Annotated in this window: 11 protein-coding genes; 6 read left to right on the top strand and 5 right to left on the bottom strand. The window is 57.6% G+C overall.

The window, feature by feature from the left end:
* Positions 1-2: 2 nt before the first annotated feature.
* The 3 genes from gluQRS (at position 3) to EC9_RS16875 (ending at position 3,636) form a co-directional block, all read left to right on the top strand.
* Positions 3-980, top strand: a complete 978-nt coding sequence (gluQRS, locus tag EC9_RS16885; RefSeq protein ID WP_145347010.1) for a tRNA glutamyl-Q(34) synthetase GluQRS — start codon at positions 3-5, stop codon at positions 978-980.
* Positions 981-1,041: 61 nt separating this feature from the next.
* A complete protein-coding gene (locus EC9_RS16880) occupies positions 1,042-2,658 on the top strand; it encodes an isochorismatase family protein (protein WP_145347007.1) in 1,617 nt (538 codons plus the stop codon).
* Positions 2,659-2,871: 213 nt separating this feature from the next.
* Positions 2,872-3,636: an FHA domain-containing protein gene (locus EC9_RS16875; protein ID WP_145347005.1), complete on the top strand. Its 765-nt coding sequence runs from the start codon at positions 2,872-2,874 to the stop codon at positions 3,634-3,636.
* A gap of 19 nt (positions 3,637-3,655) precedes the next feature.
* On the opposite strand, the gene EC9_RS16870 is transcribed toward EC9_RS16875, so the two are convergent.
* On the bottom strand, positions 3,656-4,219 hold the full coding sequence (locus tag EC9_RS16870) for a flavoprotein (protein ID WP_246105734.1): 564 nt from the start codon (positions 4,217-4,219) through the stop codon (positions 3,656-3,658).
* Between the two features lie 2,158 nt (positions 4,220-6,377).
* Positions 6,378-6,617 carry a pentapeptide repeat-containing protein gene (locus EC9_RS27350; RefSeq protein WP_391556730.1) on the bottom strand — a complete coding sequence of 80 codons (240 nt, stop codon included), beginning with the start codon at positions 6,615-6,617 and terminating at the stop codon, positions 6,378-6,380.
* Between the two features lie 915 nt (positions 6,618-7,532).
* On the opposite strand from EC9_RS27350, the gene EC9_RS16860 reads away from it, so the two are divergent.
* Positions 7,533-8,534, top strand: coding sequence for an acyl-CoA desaturase (locus EC9_RS16860; protein ID WP_145347003.1), 1,002 nt, complete (start codon positions 7,533-7,535; stop codon positions 8,532-8,534).
* Positions 8,535-8,647: 113 nt separating this feature from the next.
* On the opposite strand, the gene EC9_RS16855 is transcribed toward EC9_RS16860, so the two are convergent.
* Positions 8,648-9,757: an alpha/beta hydrolase gene (locus EC9_RS16855; protein ID WP_145347001.1), complete on the bottom strand. Its 1,110-nt coding sequence runs from the start codon at positions 9,755-9,757 to the stop codon at positions 8,648-8,650.
* 197 nt (positions 9,758-9,954) lie between these two features.
* Here EC9_RS16855 and EC9_RS16850 point away from each other — a divergent pair, with 197 nt between their 5' ends.
* Complete coding sequence (locus EC9_RS16850; protein ID WP_218934203.1) at positions 9,955-13,401, top strand: PVC-type heme-binding CxxCH protein; 3,447 nt, start codon at positions 9,955-9,957, stop codon at positions 13,399-13,401.
* Between the two features lie 272 nt (positions 13,402-13,673).
* Here the strand turns inward: EC9_RS16850 and dnaG are convergent, their stop codons facing one another.
* Together dnaG and EC9_RS16840 are read right to left on the bottom strand one after the other, a co-directional pair.
* A complete protein-coding gene (gene dnaG, locus EC9_RS16845) occupies positions 13,674-15,527 on the bottom strand; it encodes a DNA primase (protein WP_246105732.1) in 1,854 nt (617 codons plus the stop codon).
* A gap of 18 nt (positions 15,528-15,545) precedes the next feature.
* Positions 15,546-17,246, bottom strand: a complete 1,701-nt coding sequence (locus tag EC9_RS16840; protein WP_246105731.1) for a hybrid sensor histidine kinase/response regulator — start codon at positions 17,244-17,246, stop codon at positions 15,546-15,548.
* 956 nt (positions 17,247-18,202) lie between these two features.
* On the opposite strand from EC9_RS16840, the gene EC9_RS16835 reads away from it, so the two are divergent.
* Positions 18,203-19,801, top strand: coding sequence for a hypothetical protein (locus EC9_RS16835; RefSeq protein WP_449314238.1), 1,599 nt, complete (start codon positions 18,203-18,205; stop codon positions 19,799-19,801).
* Positions 19,802-19,820: the final 19 nt, after the last annotated feature.

Here is a 19,820-nt window from a genome sequence, read left to right as displayed (position 1 = left end):
CGATGTCGCTGGACGCACCGCCGGTTGGTCGCTTGGCTCCGTCGCCCACCGGGGCGCAGCACCTTGGCAACGCGAGAACCTACATCCTCGCATGGCTCTCGATCCGCAGCCGCGGCGGTCGCGTGGTGCTCCGCATCGAAGATATCGATTCGCCGCGTGTGAAGCCTTGGGCTGTGCAACAAGCGGTCGACGATCTCGCTTGGCTGGGACTCGATTGGGACGAAGGGCCCGACATCGGCGGCCAACACGCGCCGTATATCCAGACGCAGCGGATCGATCGGTACCGCGTGGTCTTGGATCGATTGCGCGAGCAGGATCTTCTGTACCCGTGCGCTTGCACGAGGAAGGATATCGAAGAGGCCGCTTCGGCGCCTCATGAATCGCAGGATGGGCCTGTCTACCCCGACACCTGTGCCGGTTGGAACGCGGGGGATCCGCTGCCCGAAGCCGGCCAATTCTGCTGGCGGTTCCGATCGCGACGGCAGCGCGTATCGTTTGTCGATCGCGTCGTGGGGCCGCAATCGAAGATCCCGCACGCGGTGCTTGGCGATTTCCCGGTCACGCGGAAGACCGGCGATGCGGCTTACCAGTTGGCGGTTGTTGCCGACGACATCGCGATGGGAATCACCGAGGTCTGCCGCGGCGACGATCTGTTGCCGAGCACCTTTCGGCAGATCGATCTGTTCGAAGCGTTGGGACACCCGTTGCCACAGTTTGTCCACGTTCCGTTGGTGGTCGGTAGCGATGGACGTCGGTTGGCCAAGCGGCATGGCGACACGCGGCTTAGCTATTTTCGCGAGCGCGGCGCGCGGCCCGAAGCGATTGTCGGCTGGGCGCTCTGGTCGGCGGGACTTCTTCAATCGTGGCAACCGATCCAACCACAAGAGTTTGTCGAATCGTTTACCCTCGATGCGATCGCTTCGGAGAAAACGATTGTCACGGTGGCAGAGTACCAGAAAATTATCGACGCCTCATTTTAGGGAGGTTGTGGTATGATGCGTTTCTGGAAAATCGACTTGCTAAAAATCCGAGGCCTATGAAATGAATTGGATCCGTCGCGTTGCTGTGTTGCTCACACTCTTGGGATTTGTCAGCGTGGGACGCTCGACACTTGCCGCCGATCCACTTTCGTTGAGCCTGCGTTATCGAACCGAAACCGATCAAGATTCGGGCTTGTTCCATACGCTGCATCGCGACGCCGATTGGAATCCGAAAGAGACGGCGATCATCTTGTGCGACATGTGGGATGTGCACAGTAGCCAAAACGCGGTGCGGCGGGAAAAGCAGATAGCACCGCGGTTGCAGCAAGTTGTCGAAGCGCTGCGTCGCGAAGGGGTGACTGTGATTCACGCCCCCAGCGGATGCATGAACTTCTACACCGATCACGCGGCGCGAAAACGAGCCATCGACGCTCCCAAAGCGAGCAATCTTCCAGAGGAGATCAACGCGTGGTGCTACAAGATTCCCGAGGAGGAAGCGGGCGTCTATCCGATCGACCAGAGCGACGGTGGGCGGGACGATGACCCTGTCGAATATGAGGCTTGGGCGAAGGAGCTGACAGCGAAGGGGCTCAAGCCGCTGTCGCCGTGGAGTCGCCAGATCGATGTACTGAAGATCGACGCGGGGCGCGACTTCATAAGCGATTCGGGATCGGAGATCTGGAACGTAATGGAAGCTGCGGGGATCAAGAACGTGATCCTAGCAGGAGTGCACACGAACATGTGCGTGTTGGGGCGACCGTTTGGTCTGCGGCAGATGGTGCAAAACGGCAAAAACGCCGTATTGATCCGCGATTTGACCGACACGATGTACAATCCGGCTTCGGAGCCGAAGGTCAGTCATTTCACCGGGACCGACTTGATCGTCGAGCACATCGAAAAGTTTGTCTGCCCAACGATCACGAGCGATCAGATCATCGGCGGCAAAGAATTCCGATATGCCGAGGACGATCGACCGCACGTGGTGATGTTGGTTGCCGAACGCGAATATGCGACCGACAAGTCGTTGTTGGCGTATGCGGTTAATCCGCTGGGGAAGTCGTATCGCGTTAGTTTTGTCTACGCCGACGCGGAGGACAAAAACGATCTGCACGGTAGCGAGGTGATCGAATCGGCCGATCTGTTATTTGTGAGCGTTCGCCGGCGGACGCTGAAGACGGAGCAACTGGAACGCGTGCGAGCACACATCGCCGCGGGAAAACCGGTGGTGGGAATTCGCACCGCGAGCCATGCGTTTCATGTCCGCAACGTCGACCCGGCCGAAGGTTATGCGGAATGGACGACGTTTGATCCCGATGTCTTTGGCGGCAACTATACGGGACACCACGGCAACAAACTGTTGCCGCAAGTCACCTTCGCCGCGATCACGCATCCGATTTTGGAGGATGTCGATCGGATGCCCTATGTCTCCGGCGGATCGCTCTATAAAGTATCGCCGTTGGCCAGCGGAACAACGGTTCTTATGAACGGTAAATACGAGGGCTTGCCATCGGAACCGCTGGCGTGGACGTTTACTCGCGCCGACGGCGGGCGATCGTTTTATACTTCGCTGGGACATTCGAGCGACTTCGAACAGCCCGCTTTTCGCGTTATGTTAGAAAACGCCATCGGCTGGGCGCTCGATCGTCCCGCCGCATCAAAAGCGACTGCGAAACCTTAAGCTAGGTGAACGCACTGCTTGGTGACGCGGCTTGTCCGTGTTTGGTTTTCGACGAATTGGCCAGCACGTCGTTGGGCGGCGTTGGCCAGAGTGGCCGGCCGCGATCGCGCTGCGGTCGATACCTGAAATTAGATCGTTGATTTGCAGCAGATTGTGGCGACATCTGCGTGCGAAGTCTCGGATCGTTTGGACTCCTTTTCTTTTCTGTGCAGCATGACCATCGAGCCCGTCAACAATATCGAACCCTCTAACCGCAGCTGGTTGATCGGATCCGGCGACGATTGCGACGTCGTGATCGACCATCCGAAGGTTTCCAAGCACCATTGTCAATTGACGCGGACGGGAGATCGGTTGTCGATCCAAGACGTCAACAGCGAGAACGGAACCTGGATCGATGGTGTTCCCTACGTCGGTCCGAAGCCGATTCGCCGCGGGTCTTCGATCATGTTGGGCGAAACGGTAGAGATGTTGTGGCCTGTCGATCTTATCGAGTTTAAATCGGTGATCGCGATCGGTCGTTCGCAAGACAACGACGTCGTGTTGGATAAGCCGAACGTTTCGGGACGGCACGCTCGGTTGATCGACGATGGGACCGCGTTGTGGATCGAAGATTGTGGCAGCACCAATGGCGTGGCGTTGAATCGTCCCGACAACTTAGTGCGGCATCATCGCGTGGTCCCGGGGGACGCGATCTATCTGGGGTCGACGCGGATCACGATCGATCGGATCTTAAAGGTCGGTGTGGCGACCGATAGCGTCAACGGGCAGGTTTTTGCCGATCGATTGGCTGAGAAGATGTTATCGACGACATTGGTCAGCGACGGGGAGCGAAAGCGCCAGCAGAAGTTCCGCAGCGCGCTGCTGACCTGCTTCGCGATCGCCTCGATTTTGATCGGGGCCGCCTGCGCCGTCTATTTTGCAAGGATTGCCGAACCGACCGGCCCGTCGGGCGACCGGGTGCCACAAGCCGTTCGTTGAACGAACGCCGCGGATTGCATTAGGCGATCATCGAACGAACTTTCTGTGTGATCGCATCGGGTTCGCTCATTCGCCCCGAGCCACGCTTTCGGCAACTCAACCAGCCCTCTTCGGGACCGATCTGGTGGACGCCATCGTCAGCTAGTTGGCGGATGTTCCGTTGGACTGCCGGTTTGCTCCACATCTGGTTGCTCATCGCAGGGGCGATTAAGACAGGGCATGTCGCTTGCAGATAAAGCGTGGTCAATAGATTGTCGGCGATGCCGTGGGCAAATTTTCCGATCAGATCAGCGGTTGCTGGGGCAACGCACAACAGGTCGCAACCCTCGGCCAATTCAATGTGTGGCCCCAGTGGCCAAATTGTTGGGGCATAGCCGGTTGTGGCAACCGGATGTCCCGAGAGGGCAGCCAGCGTGTTGGTTCCGATGAACTGCTCGCTGGCGGCGGTCATGACGACACGAACCTCGATTCCACTTTGGACCAATTGGCTGACCAAACTGGCCGCCTTGAACGCGGCGATGCCGCCACCGATGCCGACGACCACGCGCGGCGAGCGGTTGGAGATCGAAGAGGTTGTGTTCATGAAAGGAGATCGCGATCGAGTGCCCCGGCGTTTGCGGCACTCAGGTTCATCGGAGGTTCACGGGTTAATGAAATCGTCACGAATCGACGCCCTTTGTGGCGATTGATGCATGTCTCGACGGATACGCTGGCTTGGGGGGTATTATCACCACAATCCGCAAGATCGTTCAATCCGGCACACTCATCCTATTCGACGAACTTCCCGCTTAACGGCAAGCTTTGTTCAGAAGGAGAAAAGACCCTAACCCCCCCATGAGCCGATGAAAGTGGTGGCCATCCCACCTTGTACGCCTCGCCCGCATCGAGCCGTATCTAAGCAACTACCACCTTTATTCCAGACGCGTAACGCAGTCCAGGTACGGACGGCAGTCGTTAAGACAACACGCGTCGATCCGTCATGGAGGATTTATAATATGTCGCGCAATTTACGTTTATTCCTGTGTACAATCGCTACGATCTATGGGGTTTCGCGAGCCTCCGCTCAATCGTTCTTGGGGCCTGTCGGTCTGGCACCGGTTGCCATTGAAAACGGCGCGCCACTGTCCATCGTCCGTTGGAACAGCCAGTTGTCTCCGCAAGTCGGCACGCATGACACCGCCGGTCCGCGGATTGCCGACGCACCGCAAGCGGATGACGATCAACCGGTCGCTCGCGTTGCGGAACTGGCGCCAGCCGACGATGCCGCGGTTGCGGCGATCGATACTCCCGAGTTGGATCTCGTCGACGCCCCTTCGATCACTTCGGCCCCAGCGAATGCCGGCGAAGCCGTTGCGGATGAATCGGTCTTGATCGTCGAAACAACCGAACTAACAACAGGTGAAAGCGACGCATCGGACGGCGAGGTGTCTCGGGATATCCCTACCGAAGATTTTGCAACTTCTTCGGATCTCGCCGAAGAATACCAACCGTACGACCTTCCTTCGGCCGATATCGTTTTGGTCGAGATCTATCCTGCGGAAGTCCGCGTTGCCAAGAACTTCGTCGAGCTGCCGAGCGACGTTGAGGCGAACGCGACCCAGGATAAAGAAGCCGCAGCAGAGAACGCTGCGGTTCAAGCCCCTGACGACGACTCCATTGATTCGCAACCCGACGTCGCGACCATCGACGCGGTTGAAGAAGTAAACGCTGGCGAATCGAATGTAGAAGCGTTGAACGGGGCCGATGACCAGCCGGTGGCTGACTACAACGATGATGAACTGTTTGAACTCGAGGGTTGGGATCATGCGGAATCCGACAACGACCCAAGTGAAGACTCCATCGTACCGAGCACTGACGACGCGGCCACAACCGATGCCAAAGCTGCATCGCAACAAGCCGAAGAGCTCGGAATGCCACAGCCACCGGCGGCGGAAATTGCCGCAACCGACGATCTGATCGAAAACGACGTCGAATCAATCGACACTCTCGAAATCGCTCCCGCGGCAGCCATCGATCCCGCGGTTGAAGAAGCTGAAGCCCTGTTGGCCCAAGTGCTCGACGAAATCGAAGTCGAAGCCATCATGGCCGCTGAAGCCCACGACGCCGAAGCTTTGGCAAGCGATGTCGCGGCAATCAACCGCGATTTGTCCGACGCTGCCGACGATCTTGCGTCCAACGAAGTGCCCGCCGATGACGCGGAAATCGCATTCGACGAATCGGTTGCCGACGAGAAGAGTGCTGTCGATGAATACATCGCCGACGAGATGCTCGCTCAAGCGGTCAAGATCGACGACATCGTCTATGACAACGTCGGCAGCGACGAACCAGCGGCCGAAGCGATCACAGACGAGAGCGACGCGTATGCCTACAGCATCGATGACGACTACGAAGTCGCTGCTGAAGAAGTCGCTGCGGATGAAGGTATCGAATCGGAATACGACTACGCCTACTACGATGAATTTGATTGGGGTACGGATGTCGCAGCCAGCGATGACGTCGCCGCGGATGAAGAAGCGGGCGAAGCGCTTGTTGCCGACGATGTAGCGGGCGACAGCGACTACGGATATGACTACGACTACTACGACGACGCCTATGGATGGGACGCCGAATTGGCTGAGGTCGACGAAGTTGCAGTCGATGAAGAAGCGGGCGAAGAGCTTGCTGCCGACGATGTATCGGGCGACAGCGACTACGGATACGACTACGACTACGACTACGACGACTATGGATGGGACGTCGAATTAGCTCAGGTCGATGAAGTTGCAGTCGATGAAGTTGCAGTCGATGAAGTTGCAGTCGATGAAGTTGCAGTCGATGAAGTTGCAGTCGATGAAGTTGCAGTCGATGAAGTTGCAGTCGATGAAGTTGCAGTCGATGAAGTTGCAGTCGATGAAGTTGCAGTCGATGAAGTTGCAGTCGATGAAGTTGCAGTCGATGAAGTTGCTGTCGATGAAGTTGCTGTCGATGATGGCTATAACCACGACTATCGGTACTACTACGACGAAGAGATGGCTGCTGCTGCCGCTGCGTTCGACCGAGAAAAGGTCGAAGAAGTCGCATCGGATGAAGCTGCGGATGCGGATGTCGCCAGCGTTGACGCGGATGGCGAAGCGTCGGCCGACGACGAGATGAGCGGGGACGAAGAAATCGCGGCCGAGCTGGCTGTCGAAAAAGCGTCGGGGGACGAAGATGTTGTTGCGGTCAGCGATGCGAACGAAGTTCCCAACCAGTGCCTGGAAGATGAATTGCAATGGCAACTGTCGTTCTTGGCCGGTTCGCAGCCCGAGCTGCAGTGGGCTGCCAATCCGAGCCAACTGGCTTCGCGAATTGCTGCCATCTTGGTAAAGGCAAGCGACGCGTTGTCAAGTCTTGGGCATCCGGTTGTTGCCGCGGCCCAAGGGGAGCAGGCAGCGATCGAAAATGCGACCACTCAGGTGGAAGTTGGCCCCGTATCGGAATGCACTCCAGTTGAGGCTGGCAAGACGGTAAGCAGTCTGGATGCGGAACCGGTTGCCGAAGCGATCGTGGCTCCCCCGATCCAAGAGGCGACGATTCAGATCGCTGCTGAACCATCAGCGGCTACGATCAACCGATAGCATTGTCCGCTGTAGCGGACGCCATTTGAAACTGAAGGCTAGTGCGACAGGCTTGTTGCACTAGCCTTTTTCGTTTGGATGCTCTCCGCTGCATTGGGGCATTTTGTCCGTTCTGGTTGCTTCGTTGGGGCGAAATGATGAAAATACGAGGATTGGCCAGGCAGGGGAGTCTTGATTTTCGGCATACCCCTAAAGCGCTGATCGTATTAGGATGCCGGTTGAACCGGCTGTGCGGATGCCAGCGACCGAATCGGCGATCCGAGATCCTCAACTTTTCCCTTAGAAAACCCCGATTTCATCATGTCTACCGAAGCGATCGAAGCCCCCGACCAGGAATCCGGCGATTCGAGCCAAACCACGCCCGCCTCGTCGGGGCGTCCACCACGCGTCGATATCCCAGAAACGGCCAAGCCGCCGGAGCTGCAAGTTACCTATGCATTGGTGATCGGATTGGTCCATCTTGCCGCGTTGATGGTTGTTATTCCACCGATGGCGGGGTATCTGTTCTCATGGTCCGGGCTCGTTTTGGCCGTACTGGGCCATTTTTTCTACGGCATGATTGGGATCAACGTCTGTTACCACCGGTTGTTGACCCACCGTGGTTTCAAATGTCCGCTGTGGCTTGAACACAGTTTGGCCGTGTTGGGAATCTGCAACCTGCAAGACAGCCCCGCTCGTTGGGTCGCGATCCACCGAATGCACCATCAACACAGCGATCATCAGCCCGATCCACACACTCCCAAGGCGGGGTTCTGGTGGTCGCACGTCGGTTGGGTGCTCTACCGCAATCGGGACCACGACACGACCAGCCATTTTGAACGCTACGTCCGCGATCTGTTGCGCGATCCTTTCTACTTGAAATTGGAAGCGCGATGGCGTTGGTTTGGGATCTTCGCGTCCCATGCGCTGCTGTATTATCTGATCGGATCGGCGGTCGGTTATTACATGACCGGCACGCTCGCTGGAGCGGTTCAGTTGGGACTGAGCTGGTTTTTCTGGGGAGTCTTCGTTCGTGTGGTCGTTGTTTTGCACGGCACTTGGGCCGTCAATTCGCTGACCCACGTGATCGGTTACCGCAACTATGAGACCCGCGACGACAGCCGCAACCATTGGTTGATCGCAATACTGACCCACGGGGAAGGCTGGCACAACAACCACCACGCCAGTCCACGAGCTGCGATGCATGGTCATCGCTGGTGGGAATACGACATGGCGTGGTCGGTGATCCGGATGATGGAAATCGTTGGTTTGGCAACCGATGTCGTTCGTCCGGGCAAGACGGCGGAACCCGCCGATTGGTGATCGCCTCCGATTGGGAATCTGGCAGCCACCGAGTGACGGTTCTCAGCTGATTCGACCAAACCTGTCATCCGAGAAGCGTCGATCGATTCAGCCCCCGACGCGAAGCAAGTGGTTCAATCGTCGCTGCGTTGAACCCATGGCAAGACATCCATGTTGTCGACGACGTTCTGCTTTATAAAGCTGGCGATGCTGTCGAGAACGTCGGGGCCACGCAGGACGAGGTTCGCACCGGATAGGTTGGCTCGGACCCGCATCGCTTTGACGGGCAGAGGCTGAGCGTTGTTGTACTTGCCCGACACTCGGGCTCGTTCAAACAGTTTCGCCAAACGATTCGCTTCGGAATTCTCGCTGATCGAGCTTCCCGAGACGATCATCACGGGCATCCGGCTGACTGCGGGGTGTCGCGTGGCAAAGTCGCCGCTGACACCGTTGACCGATTTCAGTGGTGAAACGAGGACCAACGCCTTGACGTCTTGTCCCTGTTTCTTGCTGCCGATCGATGGCCAGTTCCAATCCATCATCGCCCAGTTCATCGCCAGGATCGCACCCTCTTCGATTCCGATCACGGCCAGCGCGTTGAGGTTCAGTTTTTCCTCGTCGTTTTCGGCGCGAAGAAACTTTTTCGCAGCTTCCATGTCCAACGCAACCACCGCTTCCATGTCGCGCTTGGTCGCTCGTTCGACTTCGATCGGTTTGCCATCGGGGCCGATCACGCGGCTGCGGCCGTGGCCACGAATGTCCAACAACGCGACCGCACAGCCTTCGGCTTGCAGTTTAAAGGCCAACGGGACGTAAGGGCTGGTTTGCCCCGACCATTCGTGAACCAACAGCACGGTCGCCGCTTTCTTGCCTTGATCCGATGGGAAGTATCCGATCTGCAGCTGGACGCCATCTTTGGTTGTGACCTTTTCCAGACGCGGTTTAAGTTCCTCGGGGATCTTCTTTTTGGGCGCATTGTTGGGACGCGTCGTTTTTGGTGGAGTCGATGTTGTGACCGGGCGAGCCGTCGGGGCGGGTTGTGTCGGCCGGGGAGCCGCCGCGCGAGGTCGTGGTTGGGTGGGAGCGACGCCACCGGGGGCCAGCGGATCAAAGGCCGGACCTTGTCCCATGGCGACAACCGACATCGCCGCGATGCCACAGAGAACTAAAAAGAAACGCAACCCAATTTTCTTTGCCACGGTGGCATCGCTGGCAAGGCTGACAGCATGAGGACGTTGTTTCATAAGTTTGGTTCCTGCCTTAGGTCGCATCCTGAAGTTATCGATAAGATTCCTTGGTCTTTTCTAATGCTAAGCGCCCAGACATGCTGGGTCAAACAGTGCTTGGGGCGACAACACGCAAACCCGATTTGATTTATAATCGACGATCGCCCAATCCCCCCAACCCCATCCGCCTACCTTTACTGATAGGAAAGCTCTCTGTGATCCGCAACCATTCCTTGGTCTTTGTGCAGCTGTTGCTTGCGATGCCCGCCACCATTCTATGGGCTCAGCGAGATTTGACCGATATTCCCGATCCCGATCCGCAAGCCGAGATGGCGGCGATGCGATTGGATCCGCAGATCGAGATCAATCTGTTTGCGTCGGATCCGATGATCAAGAAACCGATCCAGATGAACTTCGACAGCGACGGTCGATTGTGGGTCGCCAGCAGCGAAGTCTATCCGCAGATCGAACCCGGCGCCGCGGCGACCGACAAGATCATCGTTTTGCAAGACACGACCGGCGATGGTGTCGCCGATCGCAGCGACGTGTTCGCCGACGATCTTTTGATTCCGACCGGTATCCTGCCAGGCGATGGCGGGGCGTATGTTGCCAACAGCACCGAACTGATTCATTTGAGCGACACCGATGGGGACGGTCGCGCCGATCAGCGTCGAGTCGTGTTGAGTGGTTTTGGCACCGAAGACACGCACCATCTGCTGCACACGCTGCGGTGGGGCCCCGATGGTTGCCTTTACATGAACCAATCGATCTACATCCACAGCCATGTCGAAACTCCTTTCGGAACGCGGCATCTCAACGGCGGTGGGATCTGGCGTTATCGCCCCGAGACACAGTCGTTGGAGGTGATGTGCAAAGGGTTGGTCAATCCGTGGGGGCACGTTTTTGATGCCTATGGCCAATCGTTCGCCACCGATGGTGCGGGCGTGGAAGGGATCAATTACGTCTTTCCGGGGGCTGTGTTCGCGACCAGCCCCGGCGCGGTGCGACACTTGCGCGGACTCAACCCCGGCAGCCCGAAGCACTGCGGTCTGGAAGTTCTTTCGGGGACGCATATCCCCGACCCGTGGCGGGGTGATCTGGTCACCAACGACTTCCGCGGACATCGCGTCTGCCGGTTCACAGTTCGCCCGCAGGCCAGTGGATACAATTCGCGCCAGCAGCCCGAATTGATCGCCAGTCAGCACGTCGCGTTTCGGCCGATCGACGCCCGGATGGGACCCGACGGGGCGATCTATATCGCCGATTGGTACAACCCGATCATCCAGCATGGCGAAGTCGATTTCCGCGACGACCGCCGCGATCGAGGGCATGGTCGGATCTGGCGTCTGACGTTTAAGAATTCACCTCTTATGAAGCCGACGCCGACCGGCGACCTCGCCGAACCGGCGCTGTTGAGTTTGTTGGAAAGCCCGGCGCTCTGGTTGCGGCAATTCGCGCGTCAGGAATTGAAGCACCGTGATTCGGATCGCGTGATCGATTTGCTGACCCAGTGGCTGGGCGACGCTTCCGACAGCGAGGCAAAGTTGAATCGACAGTTCGAAGCGATGTGGGTTCGCGAGTGTCTGGACCGCCCCGATGGGTATCTCTTGAAGACGCTCGCTGTGTGCGACAACGAACACTTCCGTGCTGCAGCGGTTCGGTATATCGGCCTGCGTCGCGATGACTTGCCCGACGCGTTGCAGTGGCTGCAAACCGCTGTCGCCGACCCGAATCCTCAGGTCCGGCTCGAAGCGGTTAGTGCGTTGGGCGAAGTCGGAACGGCCCAAGCCGCAGCGATTGCGCTGGCCGTGCTGGACCAACCGATGGACGACAACCTGGACTTTGCGCTTTGGAGTGCGCTGCGGAAATCTCAGTCGCAGTGGATCGAAGCGATCGCCGCGGGAACCTTCGACACCCAACAGAAGCCGGCGCGGTTGGTGTTTGCGATTCGCGCCGCAGCGACGCCAGCGGTTGTCGCTCCGGTCGTGGCAGCGGTTCGCAGCGATCGGATCGACGTTTCACAATCGATGCCCTTGCTGGATGCTTTGGCTGACGCGGCGGACGCCGAATCGCTGAACGATCTGTTGCAGATCGTGTTGGATCCCGAAGGTAAATTTTCCGACAGCGATCGTGCCGCGCTAATCGCCGCGGTGGTGCGACAGAAAGAAACTCGCAACGTGATGCCGACGCAGGGCCCCGCGATGTTGAAGGCGTTTGCGGAACAGGCATCGCTGGAATCCGATTCGCCCGGCGAGCAAGCGTTACTCAAGGCGATCGGTTTGTGGAAAGCGGCGGCGCTGCAGCCGATCGTGTTGGCGGCGATCGGGCGGGCTCAAGCGAGCGACTCGCTGCCAATGACCGCACTGACCACGTTGGGGCAATTGGCGTCGGAGCCTTCGTTGAAGGCGTTGACCGCGATCGCCAACGACGCCCAGGCCAAGACTTCTTGGCGGATCGCTGCGATCGACGCGTTGGTCGGTCCGCGTCCCAACCTGGCGGCGCGTGCGGCTTGGGAATTGATGGCTTCGCGCGAAGCAGCCCCTTGGGGAGAGCAAGCGATCCGAGGGACGCTGCGCCGCAAGGGAGGGCCAGGCCGTTTGCTCGAAACACTTGCGACGGTGAAGTTGCCCAGCGACGCCGCCCGCGCGGCGATCCACGAGGTCCGGGCCGCCGGCAACCATCCGAAATTGGAATCTGCGATTCGTGAAGCGGGCAAATTGGATGACGCCAGTTGGAAGATGTCGGCCGCGCAAACCGAAGAACTGACCGCCGCGGTCCTTGCCTCCGGCGACGCCGCCAAGGGAGAGACGATTTTTCGCCGCAGCGAATTGCAATGCATCGCTTGTCATGCGATCGGTCCCGCCGGCGGACGCGTCGGACCCAACTTTGTCAGCTTGGGTGGAAGTGCTCAGATCGATTATTTGATCGAATCGCTGATCGACCCGAACGCCAAGGTAAAAGAGAACTTCCATTCGGTGATTGTCGTGACCGACGATGGATCGATCGTGCAGGGCATCCTCGATTCGGAGACCGAGGAATCGTTGACGGTTCGCCTGGCCGACGGCAGCAAAAAGACGATCCCTCAAGAGACGATCGATCAGGTCGGCGAAGGGCGTTCGTTGATGGCAGCCGGTCTGGTCGATTCGCTCACCCGCGACGATCTGGTCCATTTGGTCCGCTTTCTATCGGAACTAGGGCGGACGCCAGCCTATACGCTGAAGACCGAACCGATCGTCCGCGCCTGGCAGAAATTGATCCATTCTCCCGAGGCGAACCATCTGCTGAATCGCACCAGCGTCGATGCGGTCGCCACCGACAATCCCGTTCTGGTTTGGGAGAATACGACGACCCGTGTCGATGGCCGCGTTCCGGTGGCCGAATTGCCGCAATTCAAGCAGCATCACACCGCACCGCCGACCTCGTTCATCCGGTTCGATTTCGAATCGTTCGACGATCAACCGATTCGGATCGTGTTGCCCGAGACCGACGCGCTGAAGATGTGGGTCGATGGCAAACCGATGCCGATCTGGAACGCCGCGGAATTGAAGCTTGCCAAAGGGAAGCATCGCGTCACGCTGGCGATCCGCCGCGATTTGATCGGCGAAGATTTTGCCGTCCAGATCGATTCCAAAACGCCCGTCGCGATCCTGGATCACTTTTAACGCAGTACCGTTCAACGAAGCGTAGTGGACGAGGTTACGAGTCCTTTTGCATCAGACCAAATCGCTGTGACTCGTAACCTCGTCCACTACGTCCCGCCGCTAATTCTTTCGACGGTCCGATGCTCCTACGTTGAACGGTATTGACTTTTAACGGCGCTCGGCAGGAAAGGGCTTCAAGGGCGGGCGCTTTGCAAACGCCCGTTGCCGGTTTGCAGCCCGGTGGGAAGTGCTGGAAGTCGCCTGGTGAAGAACGACGAGCGGACGGCGGTCGGTTATTCAGAAGAGGGTGGCGGTGTCAGTAGCCCCTGCCGCGTCCGTTCTTGAGCGAACATCTGCTTCAGCAGTTCCATCTCCTCTTCGTCGTCCAGTTGGCTCGATTCGAGTTCCTTCAACGTCTGCTGCCGTTGATGCGACAGTTCGGTGCCGCGGAAGCGATCGATCACCGCCTGCATCCTCTCTTCGGGAGGTCCGTTGACGGTTGCCGCTTTGTCATCGACCGACTGCTGGAAATTGACCAACACGCCTTTCAGGTGGGCATCTTCGACGGCCAGCAGGACGTTTTGGATGTCCAGGTCGTGTCCCTCCAGTTCCAGATCTTCGTAGACCGTCATCAGCGCCCGGGCGGTATCGGTTGCTAGCCAACGCGGTTCGATCGCTTCGAGCGCTTGAGGAACCAGTTCCGACATTTCGATCATTAGTTCGAACAATTCGCGGTCGATCCCGGTAATCGGTTGTCGCCGGACCGGTGCTGGTGGTGCTGCCGGTTCGGGTTGTCGCTTGAACTCGCGTCGTTGCCGAGGGTCTTGGCGATGTTCGTCGATGCGTCGCTGCAGCGTTTCGGCTGGCAATCCGAAGGTCCGTGCCAACCGCATCACCGTCTGTTCGGTTCGCAGGGTGTTCCCGTTTTGCGGCGACTTGGCGACCAAGCGAAGCATCGAATCGAGGGCGGCCGATGCGGCATGCGTATCGCGGACCAGATCGACGCCATCGGTCGCGCGGGCCAATTTGTGATCGATCGCATCGGGGGCTTGGGCGACCAATTCCTTAAACGCATCAGCCCCTTGTTCGTTCAGGAAATCGGCTGGATCTTGGCCTTGAGGGAGTGTGAGGACTCGCATGTCGACGTCAGCGGCGACAAACAATTCAACGACCTCGTCGGCGCGGCGTTGTCCCGCCGCATCGCCGTCGAGAACCAGCACGATCTGATCGACAAATCGCTTCAGCAACCTGACGTGACTTTCCCCCACCGCGACGCCCAAACAGGCGACTGCGGTTTCGATGCCGTGCTGGCGAGCGGCGATCACATCGGTATAGCCCTCCATGACAAGCGCTTGCCGTTGCCGCTGCATCGGTTGGCGGGCCATGTTCAACGCATACAGATGCTGACTCTTGGAGAACAGCTTCGTCTCCGAAGTGTTCATGTATTTGCCGCCCGATTGATCGCCGATCATCGGGACGTGGCGGCCACCAAACGCGATCGGACGATCTTGTAGATCGTAGATCGGGAACATCAACCGGCCGCGAAAGAAATCGTAGTGGCCGCTGCCGGAATTACGGGCCAGGGCGAGCCCCACGGCTTGCAAAATCTGCGGACTGAAACCGGCGTCCAGGGCGGCCCCTAACAGCCAGTCCCACTGGTCGGGGGCGAAGCCGATCCGGAAGCGGACGCGATTCTCTTCGTCGATGCCACGCTGCTGCAAATAATCGCGGACGACCGCAGCGGCGGGCGACTTTTCCAGATAGTTAAAGAACCGCTCCTCGGCCCATTTCATCGCCGACAGCAGGGTCGCTTTATCGTCGACCGATCCCTTTTCGACCGGGGTGCCGCTGCGTTGGATCTCGATCCCCGCGCGGTCGGCCAAAATTTTCAGCGCTTCGGGAAAGCTGACGCCATCGCGGCGCATCACAAAGCTGAAGACATCGCCGCCGATATCGCAGGGCCAGCATTTCCAAGACTGGCGGACGGGGTTCACCGATAGGCTGGGCTTTTTATCGTCGTGCCAGGGGCAGCGGGCGACAAAGCTGCTTCCTTGACGGCGCAGCTCCAACGAACTGCCCACGACATCGACGATATCGTTGGCCTCGCGCACGCGTTCGCGGACATCAAAATCAGCCGGCAGAGACATCGATCACACCTGAAAAGGTTAAGCCGCCGCGGCTAGGAGAATCGTCTCGAGGACGTCGATCAATTGATCCAAGCGGAACGGCTTGAAGAGGATCGCTTTGGGGTGCAGTCCGTCCTGCCGCGCTTTGACGATCGAGTGCCCCGGATCGTAACCAAAGCCGGTCATCAAGATCATCGGGACATAATCCATTTGATTCTTCAAACGCAGCATCAACTGGTAGCCCGAATAATCGGGCAGCCGGATGTCGCTGATGATCGCATCGTAGCTGGCCGCCCCTTGGCTGCAACGGACCATGCGGACCGCTTCATCGCCGCGTTGGGCCGTTTCCACGATGCATCCGTAACGCTCCAACAACGTATGGGCGTCGTCGAGAACCTGGGTGTCGGCATCGACGACCAAGATCCGTTTGTCCATCAGGTTGGGGTACTGCGGTTTCTTTGCCGATGCCGGAACGGCTTCGACCGGCGTCAAACGCTCTCCGATCTGTTGGATCGTTTGCTTGATATCGCGGGCGTTTTTCAAGATCCGCCGAACGCGTTCGGCGAGATCCGATTCGTGGCCAATGTACTGTTCCAGAACGTTGACCGCGTCGTTAAGAATTTGGTCGACCGGCAGGGCGACGGCGCTGTGAATCGCTTCGCAGCTCTGTTGGGCGGTGTTTGCTTTCTGAGCCATCAACAGTTCGAGTGTATTGAGGGCTTGGGCGACATCGCGAGCAAAGATCTCGAGGAATTGAACGTCGCTTTCGGAGAACGCACGGACCTCGGGGCTTTCGATGTTGATCGTCCCAAGAACTTGATCGTGCAGCATCAACGGAGCGGTCAACGAACTGCGAGCCCCTTGGACCCCTTGGATGTACAGCGGGTCGACCGAGACGTCCTCGCAAAGATAGCTTTCGGCGGTCGCTGCGACGTATCCTGTGACTCCATTGCCATTGGGGGCAGCTTGCAGTTTGCGATCGGCGGCCGCTTGGTCGATGCCAACACTGAACAACGGTTGCAGTTCGCCGGTCGATTGTTCCAACAGACGGACTTCGACGACATCGAAGTTCAGCAGGTCGTGAAGGTAGTGGTGGATGTTTTGCTTCAGCAGATCGATCCGCTGGCTGATATCCATCAAGAAGATTTCGTCGGGCCGAATATCGGCCAATTCGCGGCCCGCGCTATGGATCGCTGCAAGCTTCTGCTGCTGCAAGATCTCCTCGGTCACGTCGCTGACCGTAACGATCAAATTGCGGCCACTGCCCGATCCGCGCAGCGGGGCGGCGTGGACCTGATAGTAGTTGTTGTTGGCGGTGTGCAGTGTCGTGTTGATCGCCAAACCGGTCGCTAGGGCGGTGTGGAAGGGGCAAAAATCGGGCCCCATAATCTCTGGATTGTCCAGCGCGTCATAAAACAGCGTGCCAACCAGCGAATCTTTACCCGACCATTCGTGTAACCGACGATTGGCCCACAAGATTTCATGGTTTTCGTTCAACATCGCGATACCATCGGGCATATCGCGCAACATCGCTCCGCCATGCTGCAATTGGATCAGCTCATCCCGAGCATCCAACGAGGTCAGCGGAATGTAGACGCCGTCAAAATCTTCCTTGCTGAGTGCCGCGAGCGCTTCGGTTGCCGTGGCAACCGATACGACCTCGGCTCGATCACTCGTGAAGTCCGTTAGCGGAGAACCATTGTCCCCGCCAATTCGTAATATTCGCGATGTGTTGGTCAACCACTCATCTCCCGCCGCTGACGACAATTTGATGTGACCCAGTCCTCTTCCGCCAGTTTCAATATAGGACAGTAATTCGGAACTTGGCAATGGTAGTCAACGTTTCGGTTGAGCCGTGCGGATCAGTTGCAACAGTCGTTTTTGTGAGTTGGGGTCCGCTTTGCGATCGGTAGGTCTCGGACGAAAGCTGGCTCAACGGTCGATTCGACTGCCGTGTAACGAGCCATGGACGATCCGGCGTCGATGGGGAAACGCCTAGCATGGCTCGGCTGCCTATGGGGCTGTGAGTGGTGTTGCGGGCGCGTTATCGGAGCCTGGGACGCCGCTGCCTTCGGTGCTGATGCCGCCGAAGGTGGGGTGATGGTCCGTCGGGATCGGCTCTGCCTATCAAACGTGAAGCATCTGCCAGCCAGAGGAACCGAAGGCCTAGTCTATCGTGGTTAAAGAGCTCGGCAACGGGGAATGGCAAGCGGAAAAGATGAAAGAGTTTAAAAGTGTTTTAAAAAAAATTAAATCGTGCGGGAAAAAATGGATTTTACGCTTGCTTTGCGTTTTTCTTGAAATCTGACATTCTCCCACTTTCCCTCCCCTCGCATGTTGACTTCCCCCTACCTCAGTGTAGATTCTTCCAAACGCACTGCTGGGGCAACATAGTCAAGCCTGGCAGGATGCATCGAACATGGTTTGCCTGAGGGCGAAAACACTTTTTTTGGAACATGTGGAGGTTAACCTACATGAATGTTAAAACTTTGGTTGCGGCCCTAGGCCTTGTCGCTACGTTGACGTTTGCGACACAAGCTCAAGCTGGCTGCGGACTTCTTGGATGCAAGAAGTCTTGTTGTGAAACTAGCTGCTCGTCGTGTGGTTCGGCTAGCGCTTGCGGTTGCGAAGCAGCTGCACCTTCTTGCGGCAGCAGCTGCGGTGGCTCGGCTTCTTGTGGTGGCTGTGCCCCACAAATGGTTACCGAAACACGTATGGTCACTTCGACCGTCATGCAACAAGAAACACGCACTCGCATGCGTAACGTTGTTCGCTGCGTTCCTGAAACCAAGACCCGCACAGAAACCTACACCGTAATGGTTCCTGAGCAACGCACTCGCACCGAGTCGTACCAGGTCGCCGTTCCTTACACCGAAGAGCAAGCCTACACCGTACGTGTTCCAGTCGTTTCGACGAAGACACAATCGTACACCGTAATGGTTCGCAAGCTGGAATCGGTTGAGCAACCTTACCAAGTACAGGTTCCTTACACCGAGAACATCGAACAAACCTACACCGTTAACGTGCCTTACACCGAAACACGTCAACGCACCTACAACGTCTCGGTTCCTTACACCGAAAACGTTGAACAGACCTACACCGTTAACGTGCCTTACACCGAAACACGTCAACGCACCTACACCGTTAACGTGCCTTACACCGAAGACGTTGTTACCGACTACACCGTTCAAGTTCCTTACACTGAACAAGTCGAACAATCGTACACCGTTCAGGTTCCAGTAACCGAAATGGTTACCCAAACCTACACTGTTCAAGTGCCACAAACCGAAACTCGCACTGCAACACGCACCGTTTGCAAGCGAGTTCCTGTGACCACTTACAAGAGCGTTAGCAAAGACATGGGCAGCTACCAATGTGTTGCTCAAGAAGTTGCATGCGGCGGATCTTGCGGCAGCAGCTGTGGCAGCGCTTGCGGCAGCAGCTGTGGCGGATGTGGATCTTGCGGCAGCAGCTGCGGAAGCGCTTGTGGCGGATGTGCAACTCGCACCGTCATGAAGAAGGTTTGGGTTCCTAACGTTGTTTGCGAACAAGTTCCTGTAACCACTTACACGACTCAAAGCGAAGAAGTTCCTTACACCTACACGGTTCAAACTTGCACCACCGAGACCAAGACTCGCGAAGTGCCAGTAACCAAGTACACGACTGAAACCAAGACCCGTATGGTCAACGTTCAGAAGTGCCGCACTGAAACTCGTCAACGCACGAGCCAAGTCACCAAGTGCCGTCAAGAAACTCGTACTCAGGACTACACCGTTCAATTGTGCCGTCAAGAGACTCGCACCAAGAGCGTTCCTGTGACCAAGTACCGCACTGAATCGCGTACTCAGGACTACACAGTTCAACTGTGCCGTCAAGAAACTCGGACCAAGAGCGTTCCTGTGACCAAGTGCCGCGTTGAAACTCGCACCCGCACCGTTCAGGTTGCTAAGTGTGTTCCTGAAACTCGCACCCGCGAAGTTCAAGTCACCAGCTACACCACTGAACAACGCACTCGCACCGTCAACAAGACTCGTTGCGAAACTCAAACCCGCGAAGTCGCTTACACCGTAAGCGTTCCTCAAACTCAAACTCGCGAAGTTACCTACACCGTAAACCGTCAAGTTACTGAGCAAGTGCCAGAAACTTACACCGTTTGCGTTCCTGTTCAGGTTCAACGCGAAGTTCAAGTCCAAGTTCCAGCTCCAAGCTGTGGCTCGGCTGCTCCTAGCGGATGCAGCAGCTGCGGTTCGGCTGCACCAGTCGCTTCGAGCGGCTGCAGCAGCTGTGGTGGCTGAATTTAAGACCTCCACGCAT

Source organism: Rosistilla ulvae (assembly GCF_007741475.1).
In the GTDB taxonomy this organism is placed as follows: Bacteria; Planctomycetota; Planctomycetia; order Pirellulales; family Pirellulaceae; genus Rosistilla; species Rosistilla ulvae.
The sequence above is the reverse complement of the archived record's forward strand: the minus strand, read 5'-3'. Positions and strand labels throughout refer to the sequence as shown.